Raw genomic sequence first — 23,086 nt, 5'->3', positions numbered from 1 at the left:
GCTAGCCGGCCAGGCCGGTGAGGAAGGCGTCGGTGACCGCGACGGCGGCGCTGCTGGACTGGCCGGCCTCGACGAGCACGGCGAAGGCGAGGTCGCCCTGCGGGCCGCCGAGCTGGTAGCCGACGAACCAGCCGTGGGAGTCCGGCGGGGTGTTCGACCCGAACTCGGCGGTGCCGGTCTTGCCGTAGACCTCGCCCTGACCGGCCAGCGCCCGGGCGGTGCCGGTGAGCACGACCTGGCGCATCATCGGCCGCAGCTGGTCGAGGACGGCCTGCCCGGGCCCCGCCGGTGCCGCGCCGGACGGGGTGGCACCGACCACCTCGACGGGGGCGGCCGGGGTACCGCTGGCGATGCCGGCCGCGACCAGCGCCATCTGCGCCGGGCTCATGAGCACCTCACCCTGGCCGATGGCGTCGGCCGCCTTCGTGGTGCCGGTGCTGGTGGCCGGCACTGCGCCTGCGAAGATGCCGACCGGCAGCTGCCAGTCCGACCCGACGCCGTAGCCGGCCGCGGCCGCGCTCAACGCGTCGTCGGGCAGGGTGAGGCCCTGCTGGATGAAGGTGGTGTTGCAGGACTGCGCGAAGGCCTCGGTGAAGGGCACGGTGCCGAGGTCGAACTGGTCCTCGTTCTCGAACTCGCGACCGTCGACCGTGGTGGTGCCCGGGCAGGGCACCGGGGTGTCGGGGGTGACCGCCCCGGCCGACAGCAGGGCGGTGGCCGTCACGGTCTTCATGCTGGACCCCGGCGGGAACTGGCCCGAGAGCGCGTTGCCTGCGTTGGCCACCTCGTTCGACGAGACCGCCAGGATCTCCCCCGTGCCCGGACGCACGACCACCACGTGGGTGGCCAGCGACTGGCCGGCCACGGCCGCGTCGGCCGCGTTCTGGACGGCCGGCACGAGCGGCGTCTGCACCGGCGTGCCGGGGACCGGGTCGGCCGAGCCCACGACCACGCCCGCGTCGCCGGTGGAGGCGTCGAGGCTGACCACGCGCACGTCGAACCCGGCCGTGCCGGTCAGCTGCTCCTGGTAGGCGCGCTGCAGGCCGGACAGCCCGAGCTGGTCGCCCGCGGCGTAGGCCGGGCTGCCGTCGTCGCCGGTGGTCTCCTCCAGCACCTCGGCGGTCGCGTCGCCGACCCGACCCAGCAGGGCCGAGCCGAACCGCGCGGTGGGGGCCAGCAGCCGGGTGGAGGTCGGGAAGACCGCGCCGGGCAGGTCGAAGACCTGGGCGCGGATGGCCTCGAAGTCGGGCCGGCGCAGGGTGATCACCGGGACGAACTGGCCCTCGCCGGCCGCCTCGACGTCGGCGGTGATGGTGCCCGGGTCGACGCCGGTCGCCGCACCCAGGGCGGAGGCCAGCGCCGCCAGGTCGGTGACCTGGGCCTTGTCGACGCCGACCGTGACCACCTCGGTCTCGGTGAACAGCGGAGCCCCGGTGGCGTCGGTGATCGCGGCCCGCTCGGGGAGCGACCGCGTGACCTGCAGGTGTTGCCCCTCCCCCAGCTCGGGGTGGACCAGGGTGGGTTCGGCGACCACCTGCCAGGTGTCGTCGGCCGAGGCGCGCACGAGGTCGAGGGTGGCCGTGTAGCTCCAGTCGGGGGCGGCCGACAGCGCCCACGTCGCCGTCCACTCCGCGGTGGCCGCGGTGTCGTCGTCGCCGGTGACGGAGACGGCACCCAGCTGCGCGGTCAGGACCGCATCGGGCAGGTCGGTGGCGGTCTGCTCGAGCAGCGTCGTGGCGGCGGCCGCGTCGTCGGTGTCCCCCGCGGCGGACTCGACGTCGCCGGAGCTCCAGGCGTCGAGGAAGCCCTGCGCGGCGCTGCGTGCGCCGTCGGCCGGGTCGTCGGAGCTGCAGGCGGCCAGCACCGGCCCGGCCAGGACGATCGCGGTGACCAGCAGGACCGTTCCCCGTCGTCCGTTCATGCCCGCACTCTGGCACGGGGCACCGACAGGACTAGAACAGGACCGAGGCGTAGGTGCCCGCGTCGCGGAAGCCCACCCGGTGGTAGGCCGCACGCGCGGCTGCGTTGAAGTCGTTGACGTACAGGCTGACCACGGGTGCGATGGCCCGGCGGGCGTACTCGACGACGGCCGCCGTGCCCGCCTGGCCGATCCCCCGCCCCCGGTGCCGGGGCGCCACCCAGACGCCCTGCACCTGGCAGGCGGTGCGGGAGACCGCGCCCACCTCGGCCTTGAACACGACCTCGGGGCCGCTGGGGCCCTCGGTGATCCAGGCCAGCGACTGACCGGCCCGCACCAGCTCGGTGATGCGTGCCCGGTACCCGGCGCCGCCGTCGACCCGCAGCGGGCTGACCCCGACCTCCTCGGTGAACATCGCGATCGCCGCGGGCAGCAGCGTCTCCAGCTGCCCCAGCCGGACCGGCCGCACCTGCGGCTCGGGGGCCACCAGCGGCGGGCCGTCGATGGCCAGCAGCGGCTGGTCGGGTCGCACGTCGCGGGCCGGACCCCAGTGCGGGGCCAGGCGTTCCCAGAGGGGGGCGACCGCCGCCGCGGGGCCGACGATGGTCGAGCACCGCCGTCCGCCCCGCCGGGCCCGGTCGGCGAACGCCCGGGCGGCCTCGGCCTCGACACCGGGCCGGGTGAAGGGGATCAGGTTGGCACCGGCCAGGCACACCGCGTCCAGCCGGCCCTCGGACCCGATGCCCCACAGCGGGGCGCCGAGGGACGCCGGGTCGACGCCGTGCACCTCGACCCGCCCGGCCACCATGCAGGTGGCCACCGGGTCGGTGTCGAGCAGCTGCCGCACCGCCCGCTCGTCGGAGGCGTCGAGCACCCGCGCCGACCGGGCGCCCAGCACGGTCACGCCGGTCAGGAGACGCTGACGGTGGGCGTGCCCGAGGCCACGCCCTCGTCGGCCTGCTGCTCGGCGATGCGGAAGGCCTCCTCGATCAGGGTCTCGACGATCTGCGACTCCGGCACGGTCTTGATGACCTCGCCCTTGACGAAGATCTGGCCCTTGCCGTTGCCCGACGCGACACCGAGGTCGGCCTCGCGGGCCTCGCCGGGGCCGTTGACGACGCAGCCCATGACGGCCACGCGCAGCGGGATCTCCATGCCCTCGAGCCCTGCGGTGACCTCGTCGGCCAGCTTGTAGACGTCGACCTGGGCGCGCCCGCACGACGGGCAGGACACGATCTCCAGCCGGCGGGGCTTGAGGTTGAGCGACTCGAGGATCTGCAGGCCGACCTTGACCTCCTCGACCGGCGGGGCCGAGAGCGAGACGCGGATGGTGTCGCCGATGCCCTGGGAGAGCAGGGCGCCGAAGGCGACCGCGGACTTGATCGTGCCCTGGAACTGCGGGCCGGCCTCGGTCACGCCCAGGTGCAGCGGGTAGTCGCACTGCTGGGCCAGCAGTTCGTAGGCGCGCACCATGACCACCGGGTCGTTGTGCTTGACCGAGATCTTGATGTCGCGGAAGTCGTGCTCCTCGAACAGCGAGCACTCCCACAGCGCCGACTCGACCAGCGCCTCGGGCGTGGCCTTGCCGTACTTCTCCAGCAGGCGCTTGTCCAGCGAGCCGGCGTTGACACCGATGCGGATCGGGGTGCCGTGCTCCTTGGCCGCCTTCGCGATGTCGCCGACCTTGTCGTCGAACTTCTTGATGTTGCCGGGGTTCACCCGGACGGCGGCGCACCCGGCCTCGATGGCGGCGAAGACGTACCGCGGCTGGAAGTGGATGTCGGCGATCACCGGGATCTGCGACTTCTTGGCGATGATCGGCAGCGCCTCGGCGTCGTCGGTGTCGGGGACCGCGACCCGCACGATCTGGCAGCCCGACGCGGTGAGCTCGGCGATCTGCTGCAGGGTCGCGTTGATGTCGGCGGTCTTGGTGGTGCACATGGACTGCACGCTGACCGGGGAGTCGCTGCCGACGCCGACCCCGCCGACGTCGAGCTGGCGGGTCTTCCTGCGGGGGGCGAGGACGGGGGGCGGGGGCGCGGGCATGCCGAGTGCGACGGTCACGTCGTCCAGTGTCCTCTCTACTGCCGGAGCGTGATGGGGTTGACGACGTCGGCCACCAGGAGCAGGGCCGACAGCGTGATGAACAAGCCGGCCACGACGTAGGCCACGGGCATGAGACGGGCGATGTCGAAGGGGCCGGGGTCGGCCTTGCCGCGCCAGCGGGCCACCGTCGAGCGGGCCTTCTCGTACAGCGCGCCGGCCACGTGACCGCCGTCGAGCGGGTAGATCGGCAGCAGGTTGAACAGGAACAGCACCAGGTTGACGCTGGCCAGCAGGCCGAGGAAGAAGCTCAGCTTCTGCAGCCCGGTGAGGTCGTCGAAGGCGAAGACCTCACCGGAGATGCGGCCGACCCCGACGATGCCGATCGGCCCGTTCGGGTCTCGCTGGTCACCGAGGAAGGCGGCCCCGAACAGGGCCGGGATGCGCTCGGGGATCTCCAACAACCGGTCCACGGAGTTGGCCACGATGTTGCCGAAGTAGCCGGGCACCTCGGTGATCGACTGCCGCGCCAGCGTGGGCGCCGGGCTGACGCCGACGTACCCGGCGGTCAGCGTGCCCTCGCCGTCCAGGTCGGCCACGGTGTTGGCGATCGGGGTGATCTCCACCTGGCGCGACTGCCCGTCGCGCTCGACGGTCAGCGTGAGCTGCTGGTCGGGGGCGGCGCGGACCGCGGTCTGCACCTGGGTCCAGGAGTCCCAGGCGGTGGGGTCGAGCGGGCGGCCGTCGATGGCGGTGATCGTGTCACCGGGCTCCAGCCCCGCCTTGGCCGCCGGGCTCTCGGCGGGGACGGCGCAGTCGGCGCTGCCGGCCTCGCAGAGCTCACCGGCATCGGGCCCGGAGGTGACCAGGGGCGTCGAGCAGCGCTCGGCGTCGGTGTAGTCCTCGGTCAGCGTCGCGGCGTTGGAGGGCACCACGCAGGCCGGCACCGACGCGAGCGTCGTGGTGAGCACCTGCGTGCCGATGGTGGTCAGCGTGATGGTGAACAGGACGACGGCCAGCAGCAGGTTGTGCAGCGGCCCGGCCGACATCACGACGACCCGCTGCCACCAGGGCTTCTTGTAGAACACCCGGTCGCCGTCGCTGGGCAGGACGTCGTTGAGCGCGGCCCCGCGCACCTCGGCGATGAAGCTGCGCATGCGGGTGGCGCGCTTGCTCTCGCCCTCCTCGGCCGGCGGGATCATGCCGACGATGCGGATGTAGCCGCCCAGCGGGATCCACTTGACGCCGTACTCGGTCTCGCCCCGGCGGCGCGAGTACAGGGTCGGGCCGAAGCCGACCATGAACTGCGGCACCCGCATGCCGAACTTCCGGGCCCAGTAGAAGTGCCCGAACTCGTGGAACCCGATGCTGAACAGCAGGCCGAGGAAGAACAGGACGATCCCGAGGACCGTCAGCAGGATCCCGCTCAGCTCAACCTCCGGCGATGGCGGCGCGGGCGTGCTCGCGGGCCCACCTCTCGGCGGCCAGCACGTCGTCGACGCTCGTGGGGACGCCGAGGTCCGGCGCCGCGTCGAGGGTACGCGCGATCACCTGCACGATCCCTGGGAACGACAGGCGCCCGGCCACGAAGGCCGCGACCGCCTCCTCGTTCGCCGCGTTGTACAGCGCCGGGACGACGCCGCCGGCCTCGCCGGCCGCCCGGGCGAGCCGCACGGCCGGGAACGCCTCGTGGTCCAGCGGCGCGAACTCCCAGGACGAGGCCTGCGACCAGTCCAGGGCCGGCTGCACGTTCGGCAACCGGTCGGGCCAGGCCAGGGCCAGGGCGATGGGCAGCCGCATGTCCGGCGGGCTGGCCTGCGCGATGGTCGCCCCGTCGGCGAAGGTCACCATCGAGTGCACGATCGACTGCGGGTGGACGACGACGTCGACGTCGGCGTAGGGCACGTCGAAGAGCAGGTGGGCCTCGATGAGCTCGAGGCCCTTGTTGACCAGGGTCGCGCTGTTGATGGTGACCACCGGGCCCATCGCCCAGGTGGGGTGCGCGAGGGCCTGCTCGACCGTGACGTCGGCGAGCTCGGCGGCCGACCGGCCCCGGAAGGGTCCGCCGCTGGCGGTGAGCACCAGCCGGGCGACCTCGCCGCGGGCACCACCGCGCAGGCACTGGGCCAGCGCCGAGTGCTCGGAGTCCACCGGCACGAGCTGGCCGGGCGCGGCCGCGGCGGTGACCAGGGAGCCGCCGGCCACCAGGGACTCCTTGTTGGCCAGCGCGACCGTGCGCCCGGCGCGCAGCGCCGCCAGGGTCGGGCCCAGCCCGATCGAGCCGGTGATGCCGTTGAGGACGACGTCGGCGGGCCGGGCGGCGAGCTCCTCGGCGGCACGCGGCCCGGCCAGGATCTCGGGCAGCCGGTACTGACCCTGCGCCCACCCGCGCTGCTGGGCGGCGGCGTAGAAGGCCAGCTGGAGGTCCTGGGCAGCGGTCGCCCGGGCCACGGCCACGGTGTGCACGCCGAGCGACAGCGCCTGGTCGGCCAGGAGGGCGACGTCGGCGCCGCCGGCGGCCAGCCCGGTGATGCGCAACCGGTCGGGGTTCGCGCGGGCCACCTCGATCGCCTGCGTGCCGATGGAGCCGGTGGACCCCAGGACGGTGACCGTGCGGGGCTCGTGCTGGGACTCGACCACGGGTCCATCCTCGCCGACCCGCCGTGCTGCCGCGTGCGCCGGGGGCGGGCCTGCCATGATGGGTGGGTGAGCGCGAAGGACCACCTCGGCCAGCAGACCAGCGCGACCGTCGTCGCCCAGTCGAACCGCGAGGAGGCGATCGTGCGGGCCGGCTCCGAGCCGGTGCACGGCACCGAGCGGCCCGAGGACTGGGGCTGGCACGGCGAGACCGGCAAGAAGGGGCGCATCGGCGTCTTCTTCGCCGCGCTGGTGCTGTTCTCGTTCCAGTTCAGCAACCACGAGGGCGACGTCGAGAACATCTGGCTCAACGTGATCGTGGTGATCCTGCTCGGGATCCTCGTGTGGGACTGGCGCCGACGCAAGAACGCCTGGCGCGCCAAGTAGCGGCCGGTCCCGGCCGCCCCGGCGGTCAGGCGTCGGACTCCGCGCCCAGCTCGACGGTCTCCTCCAGCTGCGGCCGGGGCAGGGCCACGCCGGGCACGCCGACGTCCTCGCTGGCGGCCAGCTGACCGCAGGCGCCGTCGATGTCCTGCCCTCGGGTGTCGCGCACCGTCGTCGCCACGCCGTGGGCGCGCAGCCGGGCCACGAACTCGCGCTGCGCGGGCAGGGGGCTGGCGTCCCACTCGCTGCCCGGCGTCGGGTTGAGCGGGATGAGGTTGACGTGGGCCAGCCGCTTGGCCAGCCGGCGACCGAGCAGGTCGGCCCGGAACGGCTGGTCGTTGACGTCGCGGATCAGCGCGTACTCGATGGAGTAGCGCCGGCCGGTGCGGCGGGCGTAGGCGTCGGCGGCCTCGAGCACCTCGGTGACGTTCCACCGGGTGTTGACCGGCACGAGGGTGTCGCGCAGCTCGTCGTCGGGGGCGTGCAGGCTCACCGCGAGCGTGACGTTGAGCCCCTCCTCGGTGAGCCGGTCGATAGCCGGCACCAGCCCGACGGTGGACACCGTGACCGACCGCTGGGCCAGCCCCAGGCCGTGCGGGGCCGGGGTGAGCAGGGCGTCGAGGGTGGTGCGCACCCGGTTGTAGTTCGCCAGCGGCTCGCCCATGCCCATGAAGACGACGTTGGACAGCCGGCCCGGCCCGCCGGGGACCTCCCCGGCCGCCATCGCCGCCGCGGCTGCCACCGCCTGGCCGATGATCTCGGCCGCGGACAGGTTGCGGGTCAGCCCGCCCTGCCCGGTGGCGCAGAACGGGCAGGCCATGCCGCACCCGGCCTGGCTGGAGATGCACACCGTCGCACGGTCGGGGTAGCGCATGAGCACGCTCTCGACCAGGGCGCCGTCGTGCAGCCGCCACAGGGTCTTGCGCGTGCGGCCGCCGTCGGCGCTCTGGTGGCGCACGACCGTGAGCAGCCCGGGCAGCATCGCCTCGACCAGGTCGGCGCGTGCGGCGGCCGGGAGGTCGGTCATCGCCGCCGGGTCGGTGACCCCGGCGTAGAAGTGCCGGGACAGCTGGTCGGCGCGGAAGGCCGGGTGCCCGAGCTCGACGACGGCGGCGCGGGCCTGCTCACGGGTCAGGTCGGCGAGGTGGCGGGGCGGCTTGGCCGCCCGGCGCGGGGCCTCGAAGACCAGCGGCAGCGCAGCGCGGGGGGCAGTGGCGTCGGGGGCGGCATCGGCAGTCATGACCGCACCACTCTCCCACCGGGGTGGGCGTCGCGCCCCCACCGGCCGGGTGAGATGGCTCCCGGTCAGCCCCTCGACGGCCCCGACGTGGCGGCACCTGCCGCCGGGTCGGCCGCCGGTGCCGTCGTCCCCGACGAACCGGGTCCGGCCGTCGGGCTCCCGGGGCCGACGGTGCTCCCGGCGGGGTCGCCCGGGGCCGGATCGCCGGGACCGGCTGCGGAGCCCGGAGCGTCGGCGCCCGGATCACCCGTCCCGGAGGCCACCGTCCCGGGAGCTGCCGAGCCGGGACCTGCCGAGCCGGGAGCTGCGGAACCCGGGACGACGGAACCCGGGTCGACGGAACCCGGGGCGACGGCACCCGGAGCAGCGGGGCCGGCGGCACCGGCCACGGCACCGGATCCGGCGCCGGTCGTGGCCGCCGAGCCGGTGGCGCCCTCGTGCGGCTGCCCCGGCGCCGCGCCCGACGGGCCCGCGGACGTCGGGACGGGCGGGAGGACGCCGCCGCCGTCCGGGGCGGGGGCCGGGACGGCGCCAGCGCCCCCGGCTCCCGAGGTGGGTCCGGCGGTGCCGGGTGCCGGCACCTCGTCGACGGGGTGGGCGGCGGGCGGTCGCCCGGGCGGGGTCGCCGTCGTCGGGGTGGCGACCGCGGTGGACGACGGGTCCGCAGGCGGCGACGACGTGGGGCCGGCGGTCGACGGGGCGCCGGCGGCCAGCGGCGCCCGGGCCGTGCCGGACGCCGAGCTCGACACCCGCTCGGACGCGGCGCCGGACGCCGTGGCGGTCGGGGGTGCAGCGTCGACGGAGCCGGCCACCAGCGGCAGCAGCAGCGCCGCCGTCGCCACCAGGACGGCGACCAGGCCACCCACGGCACGGCGGGTGGCACCGAGCCCTGGCCCGTCGGGCGGCTCCGGCGCCGGCTCCTGCGCGTCCGGCTCCCCCGCCCGCGTGACCCAGTCGGGCAGCCAACCGGCGTCCCAGTCGGGGTCGGTCGGCGGGACGGGCTCGCTCACGGTCGACCTCCTCGTCGGCCGCGACGGCACGGGCCGCCGACATGCTGCCGCGCAGCGGCCGCCGGCTACGGGAGGCGCGGCTGGCCGGTGGGTCCGGTGGGGCTGGTGTGCTGGCGGATCCACCCGTGCATGGCGATCCCGGCCGCGACCCCCGCGTTGAGCGACCGGGTCGAGCCGAACTGCGAGATCGACACGGTCAGGTCGGCGCCGGCGCGCGCCTGCGGGGACAGTCCCGGCCCCTCCTCGCCGAACAGCAGCACGCACCGTTCGGGCAGGTCCACCGTCTCCAGCGGCACCGCGCCCGGGCCGTTGTCCACCGCGACCACCACGAGCCCGGCCGACCGGGCGTGCTCGAGCAGCGCGGCGACGTCGGGGTGGTGACGCAGGTGCTGGTAGCGGTCGGTGACCATCGCCCCCCGGCGGTTCCAGCGGCGCCGTCCGACCACGTGCACCTCGGCCGCCAGGAAGGCGTTGGCCGTGCGCACGACCGTGCCGATGTTCAGGTCGTGGCCGAAGTTCTCGATGGCCACGTGGAAGGGGTGCCGGCGCCGGTCGAGGTCGGCGACCACCGCCTCGAGCGTCCAGTACCGGTAGCGGTCGACGACGTTGCGCCGGTCGCCCTCGGCCAGCAGCTGGTGGTCGTAGCGGGGGTCCTCCGGCCACGGGCCGACCCACGGGCCGACGCCGACCGTCGTCCCCCACTCGGTCGGACCGGGCCCCTCGGGCTCCTCGGGCTCGGTGTCCATCCCGGGCAGCCTAGGTTGGGCGCGTGCTGCTGCACCTGTGCACCGTCGAGGACTGGGCCCACGCCGAGCGGGCAGGGGGCGTCGACCCGCTGCCCGACGTGGGCTTCGTGCACCTGTCCACGCCCGAGCAGGTGCACCTGCCCGCGCAGCGCCTGTTCGCCGGCCGGGACGACGTCCTGCTGCTGGTGGTGGACCCCGCACGGCTGACCGACCCGGTCCGCTTCGAGCCCGGGGTGCCCGGTGACCCGGCGTCGATGCTGTTCCCGCACCTGTACGGGCGACTGCCGGCCACCGCCGTCGTCGCCGTCCTGCTGTGGGAGCCCGACCGCCGGCCCCCCGTCCCGACCGCCGACGACGCCGCGGGCCGGTACGCCGCGCTGGCCCTGTCGCTGCCGGTGCGCCGGGCGCACGCCTGCGGCGACCCGGTCGCCCGTCGCGGCGCCGGGTGGGCGGTCGGTTCGCCCGACCACCCGGTCTCGCGCGACGACAACCGCCTGCTGCTGCCGGTCCCGGTCGACGCGGAAGCGGTGCTGGCCGACGCCGCGCCCCTCGTCCCCACCGCAGCGGCCTCGGTGACCTGGTGCTGGCCCGGCGCACCCGACGACGCCGCCCGGCTGGCCCACGACCTCGAGCGACGGGGCTGGCGGGTGGGTGCCGACCGCGTGCTCGCCCGGGCGGTGCCCGCGGCCGGCGAGCCGACCGGGCCGGCCGAGCTGCTCGCCCAGCGCGAGGTGCACGACCTGTGGGCCGACTCGTGGCGCGAGCTGCTCCCCGACGACCCCGCCGCGATCGCCCAGCTGGTCGGCCGGGAGCACCGCAACGACCTCGCGCTGCGGGTCCTCGACGTCGGCGTGCGCGAGGCCGGCCGCGTCGTGGCGGCCGGGCAGCTGCGGGTCGACGGGGGGACGGCGGCCGTGGAGTCGCTGCAGACCGCCACCGGGCACCGCGGCCGCGGGCTGGCCGGGGCCGTGCTGGACCGGCTGCTGGACGAGGCCGCGGTCGCCGGGTGCGACCTCGCGGTGCTCGAGGCGGCCGCCGAGGACTGGCCCCGCCACTGGTACGCCCGCCGGGGCTTCGTCGACGTCGGCGTGACCCGGACGGCGACCCGGACCACGACCCGGACGGGTCAGGCCGGGACGAGCCAGGCCAGCAGCAGGTAGGCGACCACGGCCGAGGGCAGCAGGGAGTCCATGCGGTCCATGAGCCCGCCGTGGCCGGGCAGCAGGGCGCCCATGTCCTTGATGCCCAGGTCGCGCTTGATGAGGGACTCGCCGAGGTCGCCCAGGGTGGCCGTGGCGGCCATGGCCACGCCGAACAGCACGCCACCCCACCAGGGGCCGTGGAAGGTCAGGGTGATCACCAGCGTGCCGATCGCCACGCAGGCCACCACGGACCCCAGGAAGCCCTCCCACGACTTCTTCGGGCTGATCGAGGCGGCCATGGGCTTCTCGCCGAACAGCTTCTTGCCCAGCAGCACGCCGGCGGCGAACCCGCCGACGTCGCTGCACACCACCGTGGCGATGAACAGCAGCACCCGCGCAACACCGTCGTCGGGCACCAGCAGCAGGACGGCGAACCCGGCCAGCAACGGCACGTACAGGGTCACCAGGACCGCCGCCGAGGCGTCGCGCAGGTAGCCCACCGGACCGTCGCCCAGCCGCCAGAGCAGGACCGCGAGCACCGTCAGCAGGAAGGCGACCACCAGGCCCGCCGCACCGCGGGTCCACGCCAGACCGAGCATGAGCAGGCTGCCGACCAGGACCGGCGCCAGCGGCGGCCGGTAGCCGCCCTTGTCCAGCGCACGCACCAGCTCGGTCACGCTGACGACGACGGCCAGGGCGACGACGAGCAGGAAGGAGGGTCGGTAGAGGAACAGGCTGGCGACGACCACCACACCGAGTCCGGCACCGACGCCGACGGCGGCACCCATGTCGCGCCCGGCCCGGCTGGCGCGCGGCGCGCCGGTGGGGGTGTCCACGGGGGCGGCCCCGGTCGCCTCGGCGCCCAGGGCGTCGGGCAGCGCCGTCAGCGGCGGGACGTCGGGGTCGTCGGCGGGGTCGTCGGCGCGGTCGTCGGGGTGGGCCCCATCCTCCGTGTCGTCCACGTCGGCTGCCGTGTCGTCGTCGGCGACCCGCACCGGTACCGCCGGCGGGAGGGGCGGGCGACCGACCCGCGGCAGCGCCTCGGTGGTCGGCTCGGCGAGCCGGGCAGGCCCACGGCCCGGTCCGTCGGGACCGGGTGGCGGGAGCGGGCTGGCGGCCATCGTGGGCGCGGGTGGCTCGGTCAGACCTCGAGCAGCTCGGCTTCCTTGTTCTTCATCGCGTCGTCGATGCCGGCGATGTGCTGGGCGGTGAGGTCGTCGAGCTCCTTCTCGGCGCGACGCACCTCGTCCTCGCCCGCTTCGCCGTCCTTGTTGATGCGGTCGAGCTCCTCCTTGGCGCGCCGGCGCACGTTGCGGATCGCGATCTTGGCGTCCTCGCCCTTGCTGCGCGCCTGCTTCACGAGGTCGCGGCGGCGCTCCTCGGTCAGCTGCGGGAAGTTGACCCGGATGATCTGGCCGTCGTTGGTCGGGTTGACCCCGAGGTCGGAGTTGCGGATCGCCTTCTCGATGGCCTGCAGCTGCCCGCTGTCGTAGGGCTTGATGACGGCCATGCGGGCCTCGGGCACGGTGATGGAGGCCATCTGCGGCACCGGGGTCATCGCGCCGTAGTACTCGACCACGATGCGGCTGAACATCGACGGCGCCGCGCGGCCGGTGCGCACCGACCCGAGGTCGTCGCGGGCGACCGACAGGGCCTTGTCCATCCGCTCCTCGGCGTCGAGCAGGGTGTCGTCGATCACGGTGTTCTCCTCCTGTGGCCCCGCGGGGCCGGTGGTGCGGGCGGGTCGGGCTGGTGCGTCATGCGGACCGGCTGATCAGGGTCCCGATCCTCTCACCGGCCACCGCCCGGGCGATGTTCCCGTCACGGAGCAGGTTGAACACCACGATGGGCATGCGGTTGTCCATGCACAGGCTGATGGCCGTGGCGTCGGCGACGGCGAGCTGGTCGGTGAGCACCGTGGCGTAGTCGAGGTCGGTGTACATCGTGGCCTCGGGGTGCGTGCGCGGGTCGGCGTCGTACACGCCGTCGACGCCGTTCTTGGCCATGAGCAGCACCTGGCACTCGATCTCCAGGGCCCGCTGCGCGGCGACGGTGTCGGTGGAGAAGTAGGGCATGCCCGCGCCGGCGCCGAAGATGACGACGCGGCCCTTCTCCAGGTGCCGCATGGCCTTGCGCGGGATGTAGGGCTCGGCGACCTGGCCCATCGTGATGGCGGTCTGCACGCGGGTCTCGATGCCGGCCTTCTCGCAGAAGTCCTGCAGCGCCAGGCAGTTCATGACCGTGCCCAGCATGCCCATGTAGTCGGCGTGGCCGCGGTCCATGCCGGCCTGCGAGAGCTCGGCACCGCGGAAGAAGTTGCCGCCGCCGACCACGATGGCGACCTGGGTGCCGGCGGCCACCACGGTGGCCAGCTGCTCGGCGATGTCGCGGATGACCGCGGGGTCGACGCCCACGCCACCGCCGCCGAACGCCTCACCCGAGAGCTTGAGCAGCACCCGGTCGTAGCCACGGGCACTGGCCGCCTTGAAGGCGGTGGGGGCGGAGAGGGGCGGCTGGTCGGTCATCGGCGGTCTCGTCGTCCTCTCGGGGTGGTCCTGCGGTGAATACTGCCCGACCGGCGCCGGACAGACCTCCGGCCCCGTCCCCCTGCGCAGGGGGACGGGGCCGGAGACGGGGTCAGGACTGGCCGACCTCGAAGCGGGCGAACCGCTCGACGGTCAGGCCGGCCTCGTCGATGACCTGCTTCACCGTGCGCTTGGGCTCGGTGATGGAGGGCTGCTCGAGGAGGACGAAGTCCTTGAAGTAGGAGTTGACGCGCCCCTCGACGATCTTGCTGATCGCCTGCTCGGGCTTGCCCTCCTCCTTCGCGGTCTGCTCGGCGACGCGGCGCTCGGTCTCGATGGTCTCGGCCGGCACCTCCTCGCGGGTGAGGAAGCGGGGGCGCGCAGCGGCGATGTGCATCGCCAGCGAGCGGGCGGCGTCCTCGGAGCCGGCCGAGTACTGCACCGCGACACCGATGGCCGGCGGCAGGTCGGTGGACCGCTTGTGCAGGTAGGTCGCGGTGGGGCCGTCGAAGGAGGTGAAGCGCGACAGCACGAGCTTCTCGCCGATGCGGGCGGACTCGCCCTCGACCAGCTTCTCGACGGTCTGGCCCTCGACCTCGGTGGCCAGCAGCGCGGCGGCGTCGGTCGGCTCGGCCTCCAGCGCGATGTCGAGCAGACGCTCGGCCAGCGCGGCGAAGTCCTTGTTCTTGGCGACGAAGTCGGTCTCGCAGTCGAGCTCGAGCAGCGCGCCGTCGCGGCTGACGACCAGGCCGTTGGTCGTCGAGCGCTCCAGGCGCTTGCCGACGTCCTTGGCGCCCTTGACGCGCAGGATCTCGACGGCCTTGTCGTAGTCGCCGTCGGACTCGGTCAGGGCCTTCTTGCAGTCCATCATGCCGGCGCCGGTGGCGTCGCGCAGACGCTTGACGTCGGCAGCGGTGACAGCAGCCATGTCAGTTCCTCTTCTCTCGCGGATGTGGTGGGGACACGCCGCGGCGCCGCCGTCCGTCCTCGCGGGACGGACGGCGGCGCCGTCGGGTCACGCCTGGTCGGTGCTGTTCGCGACGATCTCGGTCACGGCCGGGTCGCCGGCGTTGGGCGCCTGCTCCTGCTCGCTGACCACGGACTCCTGCTCGGGAGCAGCCGGGACCGAGCTGTCGGCCGGCGCGGCGGCGTCGGCGCCCTGACCGCCGGTCAGCAGCTCCTTCTCCCAGTCGGCGAGCGGCTCGGCCTCGGCACCGGCGGGGGCGTCGCCCTCACCGCGGCCGGCGTTGGCCTGCGCGGCCGAGCGGGCCATGAGGCCCTCGGCGACGGCGTCGGCGATCACGCGGGTCAGCAGGGCGGCGCTGCGGATGGCGTCGTCGTTGCCCGGGATCTTGTAGTCGACCTCGTCGGGGTCGCAGTTGGTGTCGAGGATCGCGACGACGGGGATGCCCAGCTTGCGGGCCTCGCCGACGGCGATGTGCTCCTTCTTGGTGTCGACGACCCACACGGCGCTGGGGACCTTCTTCATGTCCCGGATGCCGCCGAGCGAGCGCTCGAGCTTGGCCTTCTCGCGCGAGAGGACCAGCTGCTCCTTCTTCGACAGGCTGACCAGCGAACCGGTCTGCTCGAGGTCCTCGAGCTCCTTCAGGCGCTCGAGACGCTTGAAGACGGTCTGGAAGTTGGTGAGCATGCCGCCCAGCCAGCGCTGGTTCACGTAGGGCATGCCGACGCGGGTCGCCTGCTCGGCGATGACCTCCTGCGCCTGGCGCTTGGTCCCGATGAACATGATCGACCCGCCGTGGGCGACGGTCTGCTTCACGAACTCGTAGGCCTGGTCGATGTAGCCCAGCGTCTGCTGGATGTCGATGATGTAGATGCCGTTGCGCTCGGTGAAGATGAAGCGCTTCATCTTCGGGTTCCAGCGACGGGTCTGGTGCCCGAAGTGGACCCCGCTGTCGAGCAGGTTCTTCATGCTGACGACTGCCACGTGGCGCCGCCTCTCTGTGCACGCGCGGCGCCCGGCCCTCCGGCCGGTGCACCGCACTCCTCGGTTGACGCGGCACACCCCGGTGGTGCGCCGCCCTGGTGCCCTGCGGGCCACCGACCCGCCGGAGCGGGACCGAGGTGGCATCCGCCCCACCGCTCGGCGGTGGGAGGAGGACACGCGAAGTCGACCGGCCGCGAGGCCGGACGCACGGGCGAGCATACGCCCACGGCCCGCGCCGCCGTCCACAGGCCGGTCGGTCGTCCACAGCCCCCGCCAGGAGCACCCGGGACGTCGACGCGGGACGCCATCCTGCCCAGGTGCCCCGGTCCCTGCATGCCGTCCTCGTGCTGGTGATGGCCGGCGTCCTGCTGGTGGGCGCCGCTCCCCCGACGGGCGCCGCGCCGACACCACCAGCACCCGCACCGTCGGGCACCTACGGCTGGCCCCTGGCCGGTGTGCCCACCGTGACCCGTGCCTTCGATCCCCCGGCCACCGTCTACGGCCCCGGCCACCGGGGTGTCGACCTGGCCGGAGCCGCCGGTGACCCCGTGCTCGCCGCCGGCGCCGGGGTGGTCGCCTTCGCCGGGTCGGTGGCCGGGCGGCCGGTGGTCAGCGTCGACCACCCCGACGGGGTGCGCACCACGTACGAACCGGTGCAGCCGGGTGTGGCCGCCGGCCAGGTCGTCGACCGCGGATTCCTCCTCGGCGTGCTGCAGCCCGGCCACGCCGGGTGCCCGGCCGGGGCCTGCCTGCACTGGGGGGCACGGGTGGGTGAGGTCTACCTGGACCCGTTGCTGCTGCTCGCTCCCCCGCGGGTCCGGCTGCTGCCGTGGGGCTGAGGGGTCAGTCGCGGTGCCAGTGCACGGCGCCGGCGGCGCTGGTGGCCAGCACCGCCAGGGACAGCACGGCGCTGCGGGTACGGGTGTCGGCCTTGCGCGTGGCCACGAGCACCGCCGCGGCGTCGACCGCGGTCAGCAGCAGCGTCACCTCCGTGGTCCGGCGGGCCTGCGGCGGCGGGCTCACCAGGAGCGCGGCGCCCATCGCGATGTTGCGGGCGGCGACCAGCCGCACCAGCAGCGGCAGGGCGCGGTCCCGATGCGTCGCCCGGGCGTCGACGCCGAGCAGGCGGGCCATCCGCCGGGGCGCGAACAGCGCCACCGTGCCCAACCACATCGAGAGCGAGCCGATGGACATCCGTGTCGTGGCCCAGGGGTCGTCGGTCATGGGGACCCCGGTGCCCGGCCGGCGCCCGGCCCAACCGGCCCAGCCCCGACCAGCACGAGCACCAGGGCCAGGAAGGGCAGGGTGACGACGCTGGCGACCACGTCGCTGACGGCGGCCACCGCGAACGCACCCACTGCCGGGCTCCCCAGCGGGCCGAGCACGTGCGCGGCACCCAGTGCCCCGATCGACGCCGGCAGGGTGATGACCGCCGACACCGCTCCCCCGGCCGCGACCCCGGCCACGACGGTGCCCGGTGCGGCCCGCACCGCCCGCCAGCCGGTGCGGGTGCCGCGCACGAGCGCCCCGCCCAGGCGCAGCGGGCCGGCCGACGGCAGGTCCACCAGCGCTCCGGTGACCCAGAGCTGGGCGAGCACGGCCGTCGCGACACCCACCACGTCGACGGCCAGGGCGTGCAGCCGGCTCGGGTCCTCCCACACCAGCACCTGCCGGGCGAGGTCGGGCACGGTGTTGACCGCGGTGGCCAGCGCAGCCGCCGCGTAGGCGGCCCGACGATGGCCGACCAGCACGCGGAGGGCCTGCGCCAGCACCTCCCCCACGCGGGTGCTCACCGGCGGGTGGCCACACCCAGCAGCCACCGGCCGCCGACCCGGCTGCGGTGGCGACGGGCGGGGACGTCGAAGCCGGCCCCCTCCAAGCACTCCAGCAGTTCGTCCTCGGTGAACCGGTCGGCCGGGTGCCGGGAGACCAGGCGGAACCAGCGGTCGTCCAGCACCCGGGAGGTGAGCTCGGCGTAGGCCAGCTGCCCACCCGGGCGCAGCACGCGGGCGTACTCGACCACCGCGGCCCGCCAGTCCACGACGTGGTGCAGCGTGTGCAGGGACACCACCAGGTCCTGGGTACCGGCGCCCACGGGCAGCGCGGTGGCGTCGGCCCGCTGGACCACCACCCGGTCCCCCAGGTCGGCCAGCGCGCGCCGGGCCGCCTCGACCGACGCCTGGTGCAGGTCCAGGGCCAGCACCTCGGTGGCCCCCAGTGCGGTGACCGCGACCCGCGCGCCCAGGCCGCGGCGTCCGGTGCCGACGTCCAGGCACCGCTGGCCGTGGGCACCGAGCCGGGCGAGGGTCGCGCCCTCCTCGCGCAGCCCGATCTCGTACCGGGCCCGCGAGTCCACCCACAGCCGGGTGCCGTCCACGACGGTCGGCGGGGGTGACGGGTGCTGCCGGGGGCTGCCTGCGGCCGGTGTGGGTGGGGTCATCACCGGGCGCTACCCCGCCCGTGGGGGGCCTGACGCCCTGGCCGGCGGTGGGTCAGGGGTGCTCGGGCGTGCCCTGGTGGAACCAGATCTGCCATCCCGCAGGCGTGTGCCGCCACACCGAGCTGCACCGGGCCGAGCGGCCCCCCACCTCGGTGCGGTGGGTCAGCTGGACGACGTCGTCGGCCAGCTGCTGCCCGCACCAGTCGGACGTCTCGACCTGCTCTCCCGCCAGGGACAGCTCACCGGCCGTGGCCTCGAGGATCTCCGCCCGGCCCCACCGCCGCCCCGAGGAGCCGAACTCCACGAACCTCGGGTGCACCAGCACGTCGGCCCCGGCCATCCGCACGGCGGGGTCGAGCAGCGCGCGCTCGCCCGCCGTGGCCGCGGCCCCGGCGTCGTCGGGACCGGTCACCGGCTCAGGCAATGTCGGCGAGCTTGGTGCGCAGGTGCAGCACGGCCTTGGTGTGCAGCTGGCAGATGCGGCTCTCGGTCACCCCGAGCACCCGGCCGATCTCGGCCAGGGTCAGCCCCTCGAAGTAGTAGAGGCTGACGACGACCTTCTCCCGGTCGGGCAGCTGCTCGACCGCGCGGGCCAGCAGCTGTCGCGCCTCGCCGTGCTCGGCCATGGCCTGCGGGTCCAGCGCCGAGGTGTCCTTCAGCGTGTCGACCAACCGGGGCGCGCCGCCGTCGTCGTCGCCGAGCAGCTCGTCGAGGGCCACCACGTTGACCAGCGAGAGCTGACCGAGGAACTTGCGGATCTCCTCGACCTCGACGCCCATCGCGTCGGCGACCTCGGAGTCGGTGGGGCTGCGCTGGAGCTTGGTCTCCAGGGCCGCCACGGTGCGCTCGAACTCACGGGCCTTCATGCGCACCGACCGCGGGATCCAGTCGGTGGAGCGCAGCTCGTCGATGATCGCCCCGCGGATGCGGGCCATCGCGTAGCTCTCGAACTTGACCTCGCGCGAGGGCTCGTACCGGCTGATGGCGTCGATGAGCCCGAAGGTGCCGTAGGAGACCAGGTCGGCCTGCTCGACGTGCGCCGGCAGGCCCGATCCGACCCGGCCGGCGACGTACTTGACCAGCGGGGCGTAGTGCAGGATCAGCCGGTCGCGCAGCGCGGCGTCGCGGCCGGCCACGTACCGGGCCCAGAGGTCGGCCAGCGCGGCGTCGGTGGCCTTGGCCGTGTCCTGGGCCTCGGCGTCCCCGTCGACCTGCCCGTCGATCGCCTCAGCCACGGAGTCGTCCCCCAGCAGTGCCCGTCGTCCCCGTCACCGGTGCTCCTCCTCAGGCTCGCGGATGCGCCGTGGCGTGGACCGCCCGGAGCCGCTCGACCGTCACGTGCGTGTAGATCTGCGTCGTGGCGAGGCTAGCGTGGCCCAGCAGCTCCTGGACCGACCGCAGGTCGGCACCCCCCTCGAGCACGTGCGTGGCCGCCGAGTGGCGCAGCCCGTGGGGGCCGAGCTCGGGTGCCCCCGGCACAGCCGCGGTGGCCGCGTGCACCACGCGGCGCACCTCGCGCGGGTCGATGCGGCCACCCCGCACGCCCAGCAGCAGGGCCGGTCCGCTGCCGCTGCGGGACAGCACCGGGCGGCCGGCATCCAGCCAGCGACGCAGGGCCTGCTCGGCGGGGACCCCGTAGGGCACGCTGCGCTCCTTGCGGCCCTTGCCCAGCACGCGGAGCAGACGCCGGCCGTGGTCGACGTCGTCGACGTCGAGGCCGACCAGCTCCCCGACCCGGATGCCGGTGGCGTAGAGCAGGTCCACGACGAGGGCGTCGCGCAGCGCGAGGGCACCGGCCTCGGGCCCGGCGTCCTCGGCGACCGGCCGCGGCGTCTCGGCGACCGCCCGGGCCTGGTCGGCGGTCAGGACGTCGGGCAGGGTGCGGTGCGCGCGCGGGCTGGCCAGCCGGAGGCCGATGTCCTCACCGGTCAGGCCGGTGCGCCGCAGGTGCGCGGTGAAGCTGCGCGCCGACGCGGCCCGGCGGGCGGTGGTGGACCTGCCGTCGCCACGGGTGCGCCCCAGGGCCAACCAGCTGCGCAGGGCGGCGAGGTCGAGGTCGGTGATCCGCGCGCCGCCGCGGCGCACCAGGTGGTCCAGCAGCGACACGACGTCCCCGGTGTAGGCCCGGACCGTGTGGGGCGAGAGGTCGCGCCCGGAGTCCAGGTGCTCGACCCAGGCGTCCAGCGGCTCGGCCAGCGCCGGCGGCAGGGCAGCGCGCATCTGGGCGGTCCGGCTGGTCACCACCCGAGCCTGCGGGAGCCGCCGGGGGCCGGTCAACCGGCCACGCCGCCGGGACGACCCGCGGTCGGGGACCCGGGCCGACCGGCGGACGGGGCGGTCGTCGTGCCCCGCCCCCGTCAGGGCCGCGTGATCCGCCAGCCACCCGTCACCCGCTCGACGAGGTCGTGCAGCTCGAGCACCGGCAGCACCCGCAGCACGTCGAGCTCGGCGCACCCGGCGATGGCGGCCAGCCGTTCGGGCGGCACGCCCACCCGCACCGGGCAGGCGTCGAGCACCCGCCGGGCCACCTCGCCCAGGTCGTCGCGCGCCGTGCCCTCCCCCACCGGCTGCTCGGCCAGGTCGTCGCCCAGCCGGCCGACCGCCTCCACCACCTCGGCCGCCGAGGTCACCAGGCGCACGCGCTCGTCGGCGCGCAGCAGTTGGTGCACCCCGACGCTGGTGGCCGCCGTGACCGGGCCCGGCACCGCCATCACCGGGCGGCCGAGGTCCCGGGCACGGTTGGCCGTCGCCAGCGACCCCGACCGCGCGGCCGCCTCGACCACCACCGTGCCGCGCGACAGCGCGGCGATGAGCCGGTTGCGCACGAGGAAGCGGTGGCCCAGCGGGGCGCACCCGGGCGGCCACTCGCTGACCACGAGGCCGTCGTCGAGGATGCGGGCGAGCAGTCGCTGGTGGCTCTGCGGGTAGGCGCGGTCGATCCCGCACGCCAGCACGGCGACGGTGGGGCTGCCCGCGGCCAGCGCCCCCCGGTGCGCGGCGGCGTCGATGCCGGTCGCCGCACCGGAGACCGTCGTCCAGCCGCGTTCGGCGAGACCGGCGGCCAGCTCGGCGGCCACGTGGTCGCCGTAGGGGCTGCTGGCCCGCGACCCCACCACTGCCACCGACCGGTCGGTGAGCTCGTCCAGGCGCGGTCTGCCCCGGACCCACAGCGCGAGCGGGGGCACCAGGGCCGTCGTGCGGTCGCCGGTCGGGCCGCGCTCGTGCAGCGCGACGTCGAGGCAGTGCAGGGCCGTCCGGGGCCACTCGTCGTCCTCGGGCACGACCAACCGGGCGCCCGTGCGGGCCGCCGCCTCGAGGTCGTCCAGGCTCCGGTCGGTCCCCGCCCGGGGCGCCGCGCGACGCCGGGCGCCCTCGGGTGCCGTGCCGGCCAGCAACGCCCGCACCGCGGCCACGGGCCCGGTGCGCCCGACCCAGCGGACGACGTCGGCGTCGGCGGGCTCGAAGGTGCGCGACAGCCAGGCACGAGCCCGACGCACGAGGTCGGGGTCGGCCGGGTCCCCGGCGAGAGCCGCCGCCAGGGGGCCGGTCATGCCGCGGCCCCCGCCAGCCGCAACCCGAGGGCCTCGCCGACCTCCTCGGGGCCGGGCACCGTGCGCCCGGCCAGGTCGGCGAGGGTCCAGGACACCCGCACGACGCGGTCCAGCCCCCGCACCGACAACGCCCCGCGCTCGAGGGCCAGCTCAGCCAGTGCGAGGGCACCCCGGGGCAGCGGCCACCGCTCGCGCAGCATCCGCCCGGGCACCTGCGCCGTGGTGGTCAGGCCCGTACCGGCCATCCGCTCCCCCGCCGCGGCGCGGGCCACCCGCACGCGCTCGGCGACCACGGCGGTGGACTCCGGCACGGCCAGCCCGTGCAGCCAAGCGGCCCGGGTCACCGGGGGCAGCTGCACCCGGAGGTCGACCCGGTCCAGCAGCGGGCCCGACAGCCGGGCCTGGTAGCGCCGGCGTTCCAGGGAACCGCAGGTGCAGGCCGCGTCACCGGCCGGCGAGGCGCACGGGCAGGGGTTGGCGGCCAGCACGAGCTGGGCCCGGCACGGGAAGGTGGCCGACCCGTGCGCCCGGTGGATGGTGACCGCGCCCCGCTCGAGCGGCTGGCGCAGGGCGTCGAGCACCGTGCGCGGGAACTCGGGGGCCTCGTCGAGGAAGAGCACGCCGCCGTGCGCCCGGGACAACGACCCCGGGCGGATCTGCCCCGAGCCCCCGCCCACGAGGCTCACCGCCGAGGCCGAGTGGTGGGGCGCCTCGAACGGCGGGCGGCGGATGAGCGCCGCACCCGGGGGCAGGGTGCCGGCGACCGAGGCCACCGCCGTGACCTCCGTGGCGACGTCGTCGTGCAGCGGCGGGAGCAGGCCCGGCAGCCGCTCGGCCAGCATGGTCTTGCCGGCACCCGGTGGGCCGGTGAGGAACAGGTGGTGACCGCCGGCGGCGGCCACCTCCACCGCGCGCCGACCGGTGGCCTGGCCGACGACGTCGGACAGGTCCGGGCCGGGGAGCGACGCCGGCGGTGCACCGGGCCGGTGGGCCGGCAGGGACCGCCCCGACCGCCGGAGGTGCTCGACCACGTCGCGCAGGTGGTCGGCGGCCAGCACCGCGACCCCGGGCACGAGCGCGGCCTCGTCGGCGTTGGCCGCGGGGACGACCACGGTGCCGAAGCCGCCCGCCCGGGCGGCCAGGACGCCCGGCAGCACACCGCGCACCGCGCGGAGCGAGCCATCGAGGCCGACCTCCCCCAGGAACACCTGCCGGTCGACGTCGCGCAGCGCCGTGCGGCCGGTGGCGGCCAGGGCGGCGACCGCCAGGGCGAGGTCGAAGCCGGCCCCCTGCTTGGGCATCGCGGCCGGGGACAACGAGATGGTCACCCGGCCGTCGGGGAAGCCCCACCCGCACCGCCGCACCGCGGCGCGCACCCGGTCGACCGACTGCCGCACCACCGCGTCGGGCAGGCCGACGAGGGACAACCCCGGCGCTCCCCGGGCGTCGTCGACGGCGACCTCCACCAGCGCCCCGGCGACGCCGACCAGACCCACGGACCA

General features: G+C 75.3%; 24 protein-coding genes. 3 read left to right on the top strand and 21 right to left on the bottom strand.

Annotated features, from left to right (window positions below; genetic code table 11):
- Position 1 precedes the first annotated feature (1 nt).
- Genes BLP29_RS14255 through dxr form a run of 5 tightly spaced genes read right to left on the bottom strand, consistent with a single transcriptional unit; the run spans position 2 to position 6,601 of the window.
- Positions 2-1,921, bottom strand: a complete 1,920-nt coding sequence (locus BLP29_RS14255; RefSeq protein WP_092805539.1) for a penicillin-binding transpeptidase domain-containing protein — start codon at positions 1,919-1,921, stop codon at positions 2-4.
- A gap of 31 nt (positions 1,922-1,952) precedes the next feature.
- Positions 1,953-2,822, bottom strand: coding sequence for a GNAT family N-acetyltransferase (locus BLP29_RS14250; RefSeq protein ID WP_243469971.1), 870 nt, complete (start codon positions 2,820-2,822; stop codon positions 1,953-1,955).
- Positions 2,823-2,827: 5 nt separating this feature from the next.
- Positions 2,828-3,982 carry a flavodoxin-dependent (E)-4-hydroxy-3-methylbut-2-enyl-diphosphate synthase gene (gene ispG, locus BLP29_RS14245; RefSeq protein ID WP_092805537.1) on the bottom strand — a complete coding sequence of 385 codons (1,155 nt, stop codon included), beginning with the start codon at positions 3,980-3,982 and terminating at the stop codon, positions 2,828-2,830.
- 17 nt (positions 3,983-3,999) lie between these two features.
- Positions 4,000-5,340: a M50 family metallopeptidase gene (locus BLP29_RS14240; protein ID WP_279385453.1), complete on the bottom strand. Its 1,341-nt coding sequence runs from the start codon at positions 5,338-5,340 to the stop codon at positions 4,000-4,002.
- 52 nt (positions 5,341-5,392) lie between these two features.
- Entirely contained in the window at positions 5,393-6,601 is a 1,209-nt protein-coding gene (gene dxr, locus BLP29_RS14235; RefSeq protein ID WP_092805533.1) for a 1-deoxy-D-xylulose-5-phosphate reductoisomerase, read from the bottom strand.
- 66 nt (positions 6,602-6,667) lie between these two features.
- Between dxr and BLP29_RS14230 the strand changes: the two genes are divergently transcribed.
- Positions 6,668-6,985 carry a DUF2631 domain-containing protein gene (locus BLP29_RS14230; protein WP_092805531.1) on the top strand — a complete coding sequence of 106 codons (318 nt, stop codon included), beginning with the start codon at positions 6,668-6,670 and terminating at the stop codon, positions 6,983-6,985.
- 25 nt (positions 6,986-7,010) lie between these two features.
- On the opposite strand, the gene rlmN is transcribed toward BLP29_RS14230, so the two are convergent.
- From rlmN to BLP29_RS14215, 3 genes are all read right to left on the bottom strand, one after another.
- On the bottom strand, positions 7,011-8,222 hold the full coding sequence (rlmN, locus tag BLP29_RS14225) for a dual-specificity RNA methyltransferase RlmN (RefSeq protein WP_092805529.1): 1,212 nt from the start codon (positions 8,220-8,222) through the stop codon (positions 7,011-7,013).
- A gap of 65 nt (positions 8,223-8,287) precedes the next feature.
- The gene (locus tag BLP29_RS14220) at positions 8,288-9,232 is read right to left on the bottom strand and encodes a hypothetical protein (protein WP_092805527.1); all 945 of its coding nucleotides are present in this window, start codon (positions 9,230-9,232) and stop codon (positions 8,288-8,290) included.
- 65 nt (positions 9,233-9,297) lie between these two features.
- The gene (locus BLP29_RS14215; RefSeq protein ID WP_092805525.1) at positions 9,298-9,978 is read right to left on the bottom strand and encodes a TrmH family RNA methyltransferase; all 681 of its coding nucleotides are present in this window, start codon (positions 9,976-9,978) and stop codon (positions 9,298-9,300) included.
- 23 nt (positions 9,979-10,001) lie between these two features.
- Here BLP29_RS14215 and BLP29_RS14210 point away from each other — a divergent pair, with 23 nt between their 5' ends.
- The gene (locus BLP29_RS14210) at positions 10,002-11,138 is read left to right on the top strand and encodes a GNAT family N-acetyltransferase (RefSeq protein WP_092805523.1); all 1,137 of its coding nucleotides are present in this window, start codon (positions 10,002-10,004) and stop codon (positions 11,136-11,138) included.
- On the opposite strand, the gene BLP29_RS14205 is transcribed toward BLP29_RS14210, so the two are convergent.
- The 5 genes from BLP29_RS14205 to rpsB all read right to left on the bottom strand — a co-directional run bounded on the left by BLP29_RS14205 (position 11,105) and on the right by rpsB (position 15,593).
- Positions 11,105-12,082 (bottom strand): phosphatidate cytidylyltransferase, encoded by a 978-nt coding sequence (locus tag BLP29_RS14205; RefSeq protein ID WP_243469970.1) that lies wholly within the window; start codon positions 12,080-12,082, stop codon positions 11,105-11,107. The two genes, BLP29_RS14210 and BLP29_RS14205, sit on opposite strands and share 34 nt — an antisense overlap.
- Positions 12,083-12,261: 179 nt before the next feature.
- Positions 12,262-12,819 carry a ribosome recycling factor gene (frr, locus tag BLP29_RS14200; protein WP_092805518.1) on the bottom strand — a complete coding sequence of 186 codons (558 nt, stop codon included), beginning with the start codon at positions 12,817-12,819 and terminating at the stop codon, positions 12,262-12,264.
- Positions 12,820-12,877: 58 nt separating this feature from the next.
- On the bottom strand, positions 12,878-13,645 hold the full coding sequence (pyrH, locus tag BLP29_RS14195; RefSeq protein WP_092805516.1) for a UMP kinase: 768 nt from the start codon (positions 13,643-13,645) through the stop codon (positions 12,878-12,880).
- Positions 13,646-13,757: 112 nt separating this feature from the next.
- Positions 13,758-14,573: a translation elongation factor Ts gene (gene tsf, locus BLP29_RS14190; protein WP_092805514.1), complete on the bottom strand. Its 816-nt coding sequence runs from the start codon at positions 14,571-14,573 to the stop codon at positions 13,758-13,760.
- An 87-nt stretch (positions 14,574-14,660) separates the two neighbouring features.
- Positions 14,661-15,593: a 30S ribosomal protein S2 gene (gene rpsB / locus BLP29_RS14185; RefSeq protein WP_092805512.1), complete on the bottom strand. Its 933-nt coding sequence runs from the start codon at positions 15,591-15,593 to the stop codon at positions 14,661-14,663.
- Between the two features lie 317 nt (positions 15,594-15,910).
- Between rpsB and BLP29_RS14180 the strand changes: the two genes are divergently transcribed.
- Complete coding sequence (locus BLP29_RS14180) at positions 15,911-16,432, top strand: M23 family metallopeptidase (protein WP_243469969.1); 522 nt, start codon at positions 15,911-15,913, stop codon at positions 16,430-16,432.
- A gap of 4 nt (positions 16,433-16,436) precedes the next feature.
- Here the strand turns inward: BLP29_RS14180 and BLP29_RS14175 are convergent, their stop codons facing one another.
- The 8 genes from BLP29_RS14175 to BLP29_RS14140 all read right to left on the bottom strand — a co-directional run bounded on the left by BLP29_RS14175 (position 16,437) and on the right by BLP29_RS14140 (position 23,080).
- The gene (locus BLP29_RS14175) at positions 16,437-16,817 is read right to left on the bottom strand and encodes a DUF4267 domain-containing protein (RefSeq protein WP_133379172.1); all 381 of its coding nucleotides are present in this window, start codon (positions 16,815-16,817) and stop codon (positions 16,437-16,439) included.
- Complete coding sequence (locus BLP29_RS14170; RefSeq protein ID WP_092805508.1) at positions 16,814-17,386, bottom strand: hypothetical protein; 573 nt, start codon at positions 17,384-17,386, stop codon at positions 16,814-16,816. Before BLP29_RS14170 ends, BLP29_RS14175 begins: the two co-directional genes overlap by 4 nt.
- A complete protein-coding gene (locus BLP29_RS14165; protein WP_092805506.1) occupies positions 17,383-18,033 on the bottom strand; it encodes a class I SAM-dependent methyltransferase in 651 nt (216 codons plus the stop codon). Before BLP29_RS14165 ends, BLP29_RS14170 begins: the two co-directional genes overlap by 4 nt.
- 52 nt (positions 18,034-18,085) lie before the next feature.
- Entirely contained in the window at positions 18,086-18,445 is a 360-nt protein-coding gene (locus BLP29_RS14160) for a nuclear transport factor 2 family protein (RefSeq protein WP_207798498.1), read from the bottom strand.
- A 4-nt stretch (positions 18,446-18,449) separates the two neighbouring features.
- Positions 18,450-19,268 (bottom strand): RNA polymerase sigma factor WhiG, encoded by an 819-nt coding sequence (whiG, locus tag BLP29_RS14155; RefSeq protein ID WP_092805503.1) that lies wholly within the window; start codon positions 19,266-19,268, stop codon positions 18,450-18,452.
- Between the two features lie 49 nt (positions 19,269-19,317).
- Complete coding sequence (locus BLP29_RS14150) at positions 19,318-20,274, bottom strand: tyrosine recombinase XerC (RefSeq protein WP_243469979.1); 957 nt, start codon at positions 20,272-20,274, stop codon at positions 19,318-19,320.
- A 116-nt stretch (positions 20,275-20,390) separates the two neighbouring features.
- The gene (gene dprA, locus BLP29_RS14145; protein ID WP_092805501.1) at positions 20,391-21,584 is read right to left on the bottom strand and encodes a DNA-processing protein DprA; all 1,194 of its coding nucleotides are present in this window, start codon (positions 21,582-21,584) and stop codon (positions 20,391-20,393) included.
- Entirely contained in the window at positions 21,581-23,080 is a 1,500-nt protein-coding gene (locus BLP29_RS14140; RefSeq protein WP_243469967.1) for a YifB family Mg chelatase-like AAA ATPase, read from the bottom strand. Before BLP29_RS14140 ends, dprA begins: the two co-directional genes overlap by 4 nt.
- Between the last annotated feature and the right edge of the window lie 6 nt (positions 23,081-23,086).

It is taken from the genome of Klenkia marina, from assembly GCF_900101025.1.
GTDB classification, from domain to species: domain Bacteria; phylum Actinomycetota; class Actinomycetes; order Mycobacteriales; family Geodermatophilaceae; genus Klenkia; species Klenkia marina.
Note: the sequence above shows the minus strand (reverse complement) of the source record. Positions and strands in the feature narration are given on the sequence as shown.